We start from the raw sequence: 9,641 nt of genomic DNA, 5'->3' as shown, positions 1-9,641 counted from the left end.
ATCATTTAATAAATACCACTAAACTAAATTAACGCGCTGTATATTATCTAATGCATAAGAGAAAAGACAATTTCTATCAAATAATTTTAATAGAAATTGTCTTTTTTACATTGTTTAAGAGCTTAATGTCCCAGACCCTTTATTCATATTCTGTTATCTATAATTCACCATAAAGTATTTCTTTTTACCACGTCTAATAATTGTAAAAGCATTTTCTATCTTATCTTCACTTGATAAATTGTAATTAACATCTTGCTGTCGCTCACCATTAATATAAATCGCACCATTATTTACATCTTCACGAGCTTGTCGTTTTGATGAAGAAATCCCTGTTTCAACTAGAGCTTCAACAATATTAGTATTGTCTGCAGATAATTCTACTTGAGGAACGTCTTTAAAACCTTCTTTTAGTTCTTTAGCAGATAAAGATTTCAAGTTACCACTAAATAATGCTTGTGAAATACGTATCGCATCATCTAGAGCATCTTGACCATGAATCAATTTAGTCACATTTTCAGCCAATGCTTTTTGAGCTTCACGTAAATGAGGTTGTTCATCTCTTGATGCTTCTAAACGTTCTATTTCTTCTTTATTTAAGAAAGTAAAATACTTTAAGAATTTTATAACATCATCGTCAGATTGATTTATCCAGAATTGATAGAATTCATATGGACTTGTTTTATCAGCATCTAACCAAACAGCTCCAGATTCAGATTTACCAAATTTCTTACCATCTGATTTAGTAACTAAAGGAATAGTAAGCCCATACGCTTCAGTTTGACCATACATACGTCGCATTAATTCAATACCACTTGTGATATTGCCCCACTGGTCAGAGCCACCTACTTGAATTTTGCAATTTAAATTTTGATTTAAATGTCCAAAGTCTATGGCTTGTAATATCGTGTAAGTAAACTCTGTATAAGAAATACCATTTTCTAATCTAGATTGAATTGAATCTTTAGCGAGCATATAATTTACACCTACATGCTTACCATAGTCTCGTAAGAAACTAATCAATGAAATTTGACCTAACCAATCTTTATTATTAACTAAAACGGCGCCTTTTTCAGTTCCAAATTCAAACAATTTATGCATTTGTGCATTGATACCTTGAACATTAGCCTCAACTTGTTCTTCAGTTTGTAACACACGCTCTTCAGATTTACCTGATGGATCACCTATCATACCTGTACCTCCGCCAATGAGCACAATTGGTCTATGTCCATGCTGTTGGAAACGTCTCAAAGTTAAAAACGGTAACAAATGTCCAATATGTAAACTATCTGCCGTGGGGTCCGCACCACAATATAAAGATACTTGTTCTTTGTTTAATAACTCCTCAATACCTTCTTCATCAGTTTGTTGATAAATTAACCCTCTCCACTTTAAATCCTCTAATAAAGCATTTGTCATATCTGTATACCTCCTTAAAAAAATAAAAACCCCTACATTATCAAAATGTAAGGGCGCTTTTGCACGTTACCACCATACTTTAGCATCAACATGTGATACCACTCTCTTAATGATACGTTCATTAATTAAACGTTGGATATATTTTAAAAGGTGTATTCACAATTAAAAAGCGTTAGTTCACAGCACCCACTAACTCTCTGAAGACCTTTATAACTGCTACTTGTCCTTACTATCCAATATTTATGGAATTGACATAATTATAAAGAACTCTGTTTTAAAAGTCAACTTAGTAAAATATGATATACTAGACGTACTTTCAGAAAGGACGCATGTGAATGATAAAAAAATTTGTGGCATATATGCAACAGGCTTCATATTTAAAATATGAGACCAAGTATAAATTAATCAAGCATATCTTAATTACGATGTTTGCGCTACTCTGCCTTATTTTATTGATTCTTTTCATTGCAAGTATGTTTTATTTCCATCGCATTACATCACATGCGTCAGCAATGAGTGACAATGAATTAAAGAAGAAAGCCATACACTTTGCTGGAGATGAAGCGATTGATCATAAAAATAATAATATCTTACAAGCATATGATCAGTCCCAAAATACTTTAATTGTTGGACCTAAACGTGTAAATTCAAACGTGATTGCTGCATTGACATCCTCAGAAGATACATTATTCTATCAGCATAATGGTATTTTACCAAAGGCATTAATTCGTGCAATGATTCAAGATGTTTTCAATGTGAAACAATCATCTGGAGGAAGTACAATTACACAGCAACTGATTAAAAACCAAGTATTAAGTAGTGAGAAGACGTACCGTCGTAAAGCAAACGAACTCGTATTGTCACTGCGCTTAGAAAAGATATTAACTAAAGACGAAATTGTATACACATATCTTAACGTAGTTCCTTTTGGACGAGATTATAATGGCTCTAACATCACAGGTATCGCATCTGCATCGTATAGTTTATTTGGTATCCCACCATCTAAACTTAATATTGCAGAATCTGCATACTTAATAGGCTTACTACAAAGTCCATACACTTATACACCATATGATGAAGATGGCTCAATCAAAAATAATAATCAATTTAATATAGGTATACAAAGACAACACTATGTACTAAAACGTATGCGAGTTGAAAACAAAATATCTGTAAAAGATTACCACAAAGCCTTAAATTTCGATATCAAACATCACCTATTACAACGAGATAAACAAGATGCAAGTTAAATAAAACATTTAAAATTTCCTTTGGCATCATTAAATAAACACCAAATGATATTAAAATTAATTATATATCTGCAGCTAAGCTGTCTACTTTATTTTTATGTATATACGCTTGATTTTATTTAATGGCTCTTAATATAAGAAACATAGCAAAGAAGGCAATTTCTATTGAAACTTAATAGAAATTGCCTTCTTCAACTTGTCGGAAACCTTTAAGTCTTAAACTATTAGCACGTATCACCTAGAATAATCCAACAGCATGGCCGTCATCTGTTACGTCCATATTTAAAGCTGCAGGTTTTTTCGGTAATCCTGGCATTGTCATAATTGCACCAGTTAAAGCAACTATAAATCCAGCTCCCGTTTTAGCTTCTAACTCTCTAATTGTAATATCAAAACCAGTTGGAGCACCTAATGCTGTGGCATCATCACTAAAGGAATATTGTGTTTTTGCCATACAAATTGGATAATTGTCCCAACCATTATTTTTAAAGTCTTTTAATTGTCGTTTAGCCTTTTTACTAAATGTTACTGAAGCACCGCCATAAATATCTTTGACAATTGTTTCAATTTTTTCTTCAAGTGGTTGATTTAAATCATATAAGAATTTAAATTCTTGTGGTTGATCAATGACTTCTAATACTTGATTAGCTAGGTCTACGCCACCTTTTCCACCTTTTTCCCAAACTTCGGTAAGTGCTATTCTCACATTATTTTCTTTTGCCCATTGCTTGACATACTCTGTTTCAGCATCTGTATCATGAATGAAAGCATTTAAAGCAATGACTGGTTCAACTCCAAATTTTCTAATATTATTAACGTGACGTTCTAAGTTAACAATACCAGCTTTAACAGCTTCAACATTTTCTTCTTTCAAATCATCTTTTGCAACGCCACCATGCATTTTTAATGCACGTACAGTTGCAACTAAGACAACAGCTGATGGTTCAAATCCAGCTTCACGTGCTTTAATATCAATGAATTTTTCTGCACCTAAATCAGAACCAAAACCAGCTTCAGTGATTACAATATCAGCTAAGTCTCGAGCTGTTTCAGTAGCTAAAATAGAGTTACAACCATGAGCGATATTAGCAAAAGGTCCACCATGAACAAGTGCTGGTGTTCCTTCGATTGATTGAACTAAGTTTGGCTTAATTGCATCTTTTAAAATCATCGCTAATGCGCCTTCAACTTTTAAATCTGCTACAGTAATTGGTTTACGATCACGTGTATAACCAATTGTAATGCGACTAATTTTTGATTTTAAATCTTTGATATCACGTGCTAAACATAAAATAGCCATAATTTCTGAGGCAACTGTAATGTTAAACCCATCTTCACGTGGTACACCGTTAGTTGGACCACCTAAGCCAACATTGACATGTCGTAATGCTCGATCATTCATATCAAGAACACGCTTCCATTCAATTCTGCGTACATCAATGCCTAATTCATTGCCTTGATGAATATGATTATCAATAAATGCTGATAATGCGTTGTTTGCTGTTGTAATCGCATGGAAGTCACCATTAAAGTGTAAGTTAATATCTTCCATTGGCAGCACTTGTGCATAGCCACCACCTGTTGCACCGCCTTTAATACCAAAAGTTGGTCCAAGTGCAGGTTCACGCAACGCAACCATTACATTTTTATTTAGCTCATTAAATGCATCAGCTAAACCAACAGTAACTGTTGATTTCCCTTCACCAGCTGGCGTAGGGCTCATCGCAGTAACTAATACTACTTTGCCTTTTTCGCCTTTAGAATTAACTTTGTTAATATCAATCTTTGCTTTATAATGACCATATTGCTCTAACGCTTCGTCAGGAATCCCTGCTTTCTTAGCAATCTCCCCAATTGGTCTTAATGTTGATTGATTTGCAATTTCTAAATCTGATAAATGTGCCAACTACTTTCAACCCCTTGTTCTAAATAGTATATTGTAAGAGCACCCTGATTGTTTGGGTATCATAATTTCTTACATACTTAATAATAACTAACTCTGCCAATGATGTCGAATTTTTGATAGCGTTTACAATTATTTTGACTAAAAACATATGCATGTAAAATAAATATACGTATATTTTGGCTATTTATTTAGCAAATATCGCATACATATTGAAAACGCAAAATGGTAAAATATATTATCATTTTGCGTTCCAAACTATACATTCAATTGTTGATTATATAAGGAAAAGCATCTTTTATTTTAAAAATAAGTTCCTGCTATTTTTAGTCCTCCATAGTACTTAAATCACCTGCATCTAAATTAAGTTCCCATGCTTTAAGTACACGTCGCATAATTTTACCTGAACGCGTCTTAGGCAATTTATCTCTAAACTCAATTTCTCTAGGAGCAGCATGAGCTGATAGACCTTCTTTTACATATTTTTTAATATCTTCTTTTAAATCATCAGTCGGTTCATATCCTTGGCGTAAAGCAACAAATGCTTTTATAATTTCGCCACGTACTGGATCAGGCTTTCCGATGACACCAGCTTCAGCAACAGCTTCATGCTCAACTAATTTAGATTCGACTTCAAATGGTCCCACACGTTCGCCTGCTGTCATGATGACATCATCTACACGACCTTGAAACCAGAAGTACCCATCTTCATCTTTATATGCTGAATCCCCAGAAATATACCAGTCTCCTATAAAATAAGAACGATATTTTTCTGGATTATCCCATATTTCATACATCATAGACGGCCACCCCTTTTTTATTGCTAAATTGCCCATACGATTAGCTGGCAATTCATTTCCCTCATCATCGATAATAGCAGCTTCCACACCAGGAATTGGTTTTCCCATAGATCCCAATTTGACATCCATTGCAGGATAATTAACAATCATATGTCCTCCTGTTTCAGTCATCCACCACGTATCAAGAACACGTTTACCATATGCTGATTTTGCCCATTTGATAACTTCTGGGTTTAATGGTTCTCCCACAGATAGAATAGATCGTAACGTTGACAGATTATATTTTTGAACAATATCATCACCAGCACTCATCAACATGCGTAACGCGGTTGGTGCTGTATACCAAATTGTAACTTTGAATGTTTCAATCATCTTATACCACTGTTCAGGCGTAAAGCGTCCACCTGCTATACAATTTGTGACGCCATTTAGCCAAGGTGCAAATATACCGTAAGAAGTTCCAGTAACCCAACCCGGATCAGCTGTACACCAATATACATCGTTTTCTTGTAAATCTAATACATATTTTCCCGTTATATAATGAAGTAACATTGCTTGTTGTACATGAAGTACGCCCTTAGGCTGTCCTGTTGAACCTGAAGTATAATGTAATATTAAACCATCGTCGCGTTGTAACCATGTGATATTAAATGATGTGCTAGCTGATTGCATTAACTTATTAAAATCTATATAGTCATCAGACACATCATCATCCACGATAATGATTTTTTTGAGATGTGGTAATTTTTCTTGTGGTATACGATGAAGTAATTTATTTGTTGTTATAACAACTTTGGCTTCACTATTCGCTAAACGATCTGTTACTGCCTTTTCCATAAAAGCCTCAAATAATGGACCAACAATTGCACCTACTTTTAATATACCTAAAAAGGCAAAATACAATTCAGGTGTTCTCGGCATAAAGATAAAAACGCGATCCCCTTTTTGCACATTTGCATACTCTACTAATACATTCGCCGCTTGATTGGATAAGTGCTGTATATCTGAAAATGTATATTGTTCCTGACGCTCATTATCTTTATAGTTTAAAGCGATTTTGTCTCCTTTACCATCGTCTACGTGACGATCTATACATTCATATGCCATATTGATTTTCCCTGTTTTATACCATGAAAAAGCTTTTTCTACTTCATTCCAATCAAAGTTTTGATATACATTCTCATAATTGCTTAAATTATATTCTCCCGGTTCACTCTTATATACTTCTACCTTCATTTGAAATCCCCCTTATATGAAATCGCTTTCTTAGCATGTATTATACATAAATTTTTGTGTTATTCAAAATTTTTAGAGAATTTTTACATTTATATTTTTAATTTACGTCCATAGCCTTTATACTAATTATAATAAGATGTCGGAGGCGGAAATCAATGAAGCATGTCAAAACTTATGTCTTAAAAAATATCAACATACAAGATATTCATTTTGTTATTGAAGGACCAGTATCTTGCAGTTTTTTGAAAACGCTTACTTTCGATGATCAACTTGATGCTTTTCGACCTCCAAAGGAACAATTTAGTGCTTTATTAGAAATTTCACGCCTGATGGAAGGTCGAGTATATATCATCAGAGAACACACACATATCATTGGCTATGTAACCTATCACTATCCGGATGAGTTTGAGCGTTGGTCTCAAGGTCATTTACCTTATCTTATTGAATTGGGTGCCATTGAATTATGTCCAAAATATCGTCATTTACATTTGGGTGGTCTACTCATCGCAACTAGTCTTTCTAGTAATGAGTTTGAAGATTATATTGTTTTAACGACAGAATATTATTGGCATTGGGATTTAAAACAAGCAAAGTTAGATGTTTTTGAATATAAAAAAGTGATGCAAAAAATGATGGCCAAAGGTGGATTAGAAGTTTTTGCTACAGACGAACCTGAAATCACAAGTCACCCTGCCAATTGCTTGATGGCTCGCATTGGCAATCGTATCACACTCGATCAACAACAAGCATTTGATGATTTACGCTTTCAAAATCGCTTTTTCTTTTAAATTCTAATTACTAAAGGAAGTTTGATATGATGCATGATAAAAGAAAAACTGGATATGTCTATTCAGATAAATTATTAAAATATCGTTTTGATAATCATCATCCTTTTAATCAAATGAGACTTAAACTAACGACAGAATTGTTGCAGACGGCTGGCTATTTAAACAATAGTAATATTGTGGAACCACCTATTGCAACAACGAATGAACTAACCCTCGTGCATCAATACGATTACGTACAAGCAATTAAACATGCATCACATGGTATTTTAAGTAATCAAGAAGCTGATAAATATGGATTAAGTGGCGAAGATACGAATCAGTTTAATAATATGCATAGCCATAGTGCTCGAATTGTTGGCGGCGCATTAACATTAGCAGATTTGATTATGAAAGGCATTTATCATAATGGTTGTCATCTTGGTGGTGGTTTGCATCACGCTCTAGAAGGACGTGCCAATGGATTTTGTGTTTATAATGATGTCGCAATTACGGCTAAATATTTAAATCAAAAATACGGCCAGCGGGTATTAATTGTGGATACTGATGCACATCACGGAGATGGTACACAATGGCGATTTTATACTGATGAAGAAATAATGTGTTATTCCATTCATGAAACGGGAAAATTTCTATTTCCTGGCTCAGGACATTATACTGAACGTGGAGAGGATCAAGGATATGGTTACACAGTCAATCTACCTTTAGAGCCTTATACAGAAGATGCCTCATATCTTGAATGCTTGGAGCTATCACTTAATGCTATAATTGAAGCATTTAAACCAGATATAATATTGAGTGTGCATGGGGTAGATATTCATTTTCAAGATCCATTAACTCATATGAATTGTACGCTTGATGCATTGTATCAAATTCCCTATCTAATAAATGCACTTGCAGAAACATATACCGATGGCAAAATTATTATGTTTGGTGGTGGAGGTTATAATATTTGGACTGTAGTTCCAAGAGCATGGAGTCATGTTTACTTAGCATTAACAAGACAAGCTAAACCTCATGGTGCTTTACCACAACCTTGGATTAATAAATGGACAAGTTATGCTCCAAAACCGTTACCACAAACTTGGAATGAAAGTCTCGAACACTATATTAATATTCCACGAAGAGAAGAAATAAGTAAGCATAATTTAGAACGTGCTTTACGTATTAAATCATGGTATCAATAGTATTTAAACAAAGAGAAACACTTTCGCATAAATACTCGTAGTTGCATTTAACGAAAGTGTTTGAAGTCTTTGTCACAGTAGAGCTGTTCATGTCGAATAAAACAATATGATTAATGGAAGCGCATACCACCATCAACTATAATTGTTTGACCAGTGATATAATCAGAATCACTGCTAGCTAAAAAGCCAACAACATTAGCTACATCTTCTGGTTTTGAAAGTCGTTTTAAAGTAATTTGATCTGAGAATTGTTTCCAACCCCACTCTTCTGGTTGATTATTTTCTTTAGCTAATTTAACAGCAATACCTTTCATCATTGGTGTTTCGACAATACCTGGAGCAAAAGCATTAACTGTAATGCCTTTTTCAGCTAAATCACGTGCTGCTACTTGTGTAAGACCACGAACTGCGAATTTCGTACTACTGTATAAAGACAAACCTGCGTTACCTTCAACACCAGCTTGTGAAGTAGCATTAATAATTTTACCGCCGTGTCCTAATTTTTCAAATTGTTCTAGTGCTGCTTGAATGCCCCAGAATACACCACCGACATTAACACCAACGACTTGATTAAATTGTTCTGGTGTAACTGTTTCGATTGGCGTCATTGGTCCTAATCCGGCATTATTAACAAGTACATTTAAATCTCCAAAATGATTTACAACCTCACCCAATACTTTAAATACTTCATCACGATTGGATACGTCAGCTTTGTATGCTGCTGCTTCTTGACCTTCTTTATTCAATTTAGCTGCTGCTTCTTGAGCGCCTTCATAATTATAGTCAACGACAGCTACGTTAAATCCATCATTAAATAAACGTTTTGCAATGGAAAAACCAATACCTTGTGCTGCGCCAGTTACGACTGCTACTTTTTTAGTATTACTCATTATCAATCACCTCATAATAATTCTTTTCAATTTTATATTAGCACTTTGTAAAATTTATAGGGTGTATTTTTTGTGAATTTTTCGATAATTCTAATAATATTACAATTATAGCTGTATAAAACGCAAAAAAGGTCTGAGATATTAAGTTCTTAAACAATGTAAAAAAGACAATTT

At 34.0% G+C, this 9,641-nt stretch carries 7 protein-coding genes; 3 read left to right on the top strand and 4 right to left on the bottom strand.

Annotated features, from left to right (window positions below):
- Positions 1-153: 153 nt before the first annotated feature.
- Positions 154-1,416, bottom strand: a complete 1,263-nt coding sequence (gene tyrS / locus HMPREF2864_RS00520) for a tyrosine--tRNA ligase (protein ID WP_070544879.1) — start codon at positions 1,414-1,416, stop codon at positions 154-156.
- 335 nt (positions 1,417-1,751) lie between these two features.
- On the opposite strand from tyrS, the gene HMPREF2864_RS00515 reads away from it, so the two are divergent.
- Positions 1,752-2,666, top strand: a complete 915-nt coding sequence (locus tag HMPREF2864_RS00515; protein ID WP_002458843.1) for a biosynthetic peptidoglycan transglycosylase — start codon at positions 1,752-1,754, stop codon at positions 2,664-2,666.
- 238 nt (positions 2,667-2,904) lie between these two features.
- Here the strand turns inward: HMPREF2864_RS00515 and HMPREF2864_RS00510 are convergent, their stop codons facing one another.
- A complete protein-coding gene (locus HMPREF2864_RS00510) occupies positions 2,905-4,572 on the bottom strand; it encodes a formate--tetrahydrofolate ligase (RefSeq protein WP_002492633.1) in 1,668 nt (555 codons plus the stop codon).
- A gap of 323 nt (positions 4,573-4,895) precedes the next feature.
- Positions 4,896-6,605: an acetate--CoA ligase gene (acsA, locus tag HMPREF2864_RS00505; RefSeq protein WP_070544880.1), complete on the bottom strand. Its 1,710-nt coding sequence runs from the start codon at positions 6,603-6,605 to the stop codon at positions 4,896-4,898.
- A 155-nt stretch (positions 6,606-6,760) separates the two neighbouring features.
- Between acsA and HMPREF2864_RS00500 the strand changes: the two genes are divergently transcribed.
- Both HMPREF2864_RS00500 and HMPREF2864_RS00495 read left to right on the top strand, forming a co-directional pair.
- Positions 6,761-7,393: an N-acetyltransferase gene (locus HMPREF2864_RS00500; protein WP_070544881.1), complete on the top strand. Its 633-nt coding sequence runs from the start codon at positions 6,761-6,763 to the stop codon at positions 7,391-7,393.
- A 26-nt stretch (positions 7,394-7,419) separates the two neighbouring features.
- The gene (locus HMPREF2864_RS00495; protein WP_070544882.1) at positions 7,420-8,577 is read left to right on the top strand and encodes an acetoin utilization protein AcuC; all 1,158 of its coding nucleotides are present in this window, start codon (positions 7,420-7,422) and stop codon (positions 8,575-8,577) included.
- Between the two features lie 110 nt (positions 8,578-8,687).
- Here HMPREF2864_RS00495 and HMPREF2864_RS00490 read toward each other — a convergent pair whose 3' ends face one another.
- Positions 8,688-9,467 carry a (S)-acetoin forming diacetyl reductase gene (locus tag HMPREF2864_RS00490; RefSeq protein ID WP_070544883.1) on the bottom strand — a complete coding sequence of 260 codons (780 nt, stop codon included), beginning with the start codon at positions 9,465-9,467 and terminating at the stop codon, positions 8,688-8,690.
- Positions 9,468-9,641: the final 174 nt, after the last annotated feature.

It is taken from the genome of Staphylococcus sp. HMSC059F04 (genome assembly GCF_001812565.1).
Taxonomy (GTDB): domain Bacteria; phylum Bacillota; class Bacilli; order Staphylococcales; family Staphylococcaceae; genus Staphylococcus; species Staphylococcus lugdunensis.
Note: the sequence above shows the minus strand (reverse complement) of the source record. Positions and strands in the feature narration are given on the sequence as shown.

Bases quoted from the DNA above. Each gene is read 5' to 3' on its own strand.
- tyrS (WP_070544879.1), bottom strand. From the start codon at position 1,416: ATGACAAATGCTTTATTAGAGGATTTAAAGTGGAGAGGGTTAATTTAT.
- HMPREF2864_RS00515 (WP_002458843.1), top strand. From the start codon at position 1,752: ATGATAAAAAAATTTGTGGCATATATGCAACAGGCTTCATATTTAAAA.
- acsA (WP_070544880.1), bottom strand. From the start codon at position 6,605: ATGAAGGTAGAAGTATATAAGAGTGAACCGGGAGAATATAATTTAAGC.
- HMPREF2864_RS00500 (WP_070544881.1), top strand. From the start codon at position 6,761: ATGAAGCATGTCAAAACTTATGTCTTAAAAAATATCAACATACAAGAT.
- HMPREF2864_RS00495 (WP_070544882.1), top strand. From the start codon at position 7,420: ATGATGCATGATAAAAGAAAAACTGGATATGTCTATTCAGATAAATTA.
- HMPREF2864_RS00490 (WP_070544883.1), bottom strand. From the start codon at position 9,467: ATGAGTAATACTAAAAAAGTAGCAGTCGTAACTGGCGCAGCACAAGGT.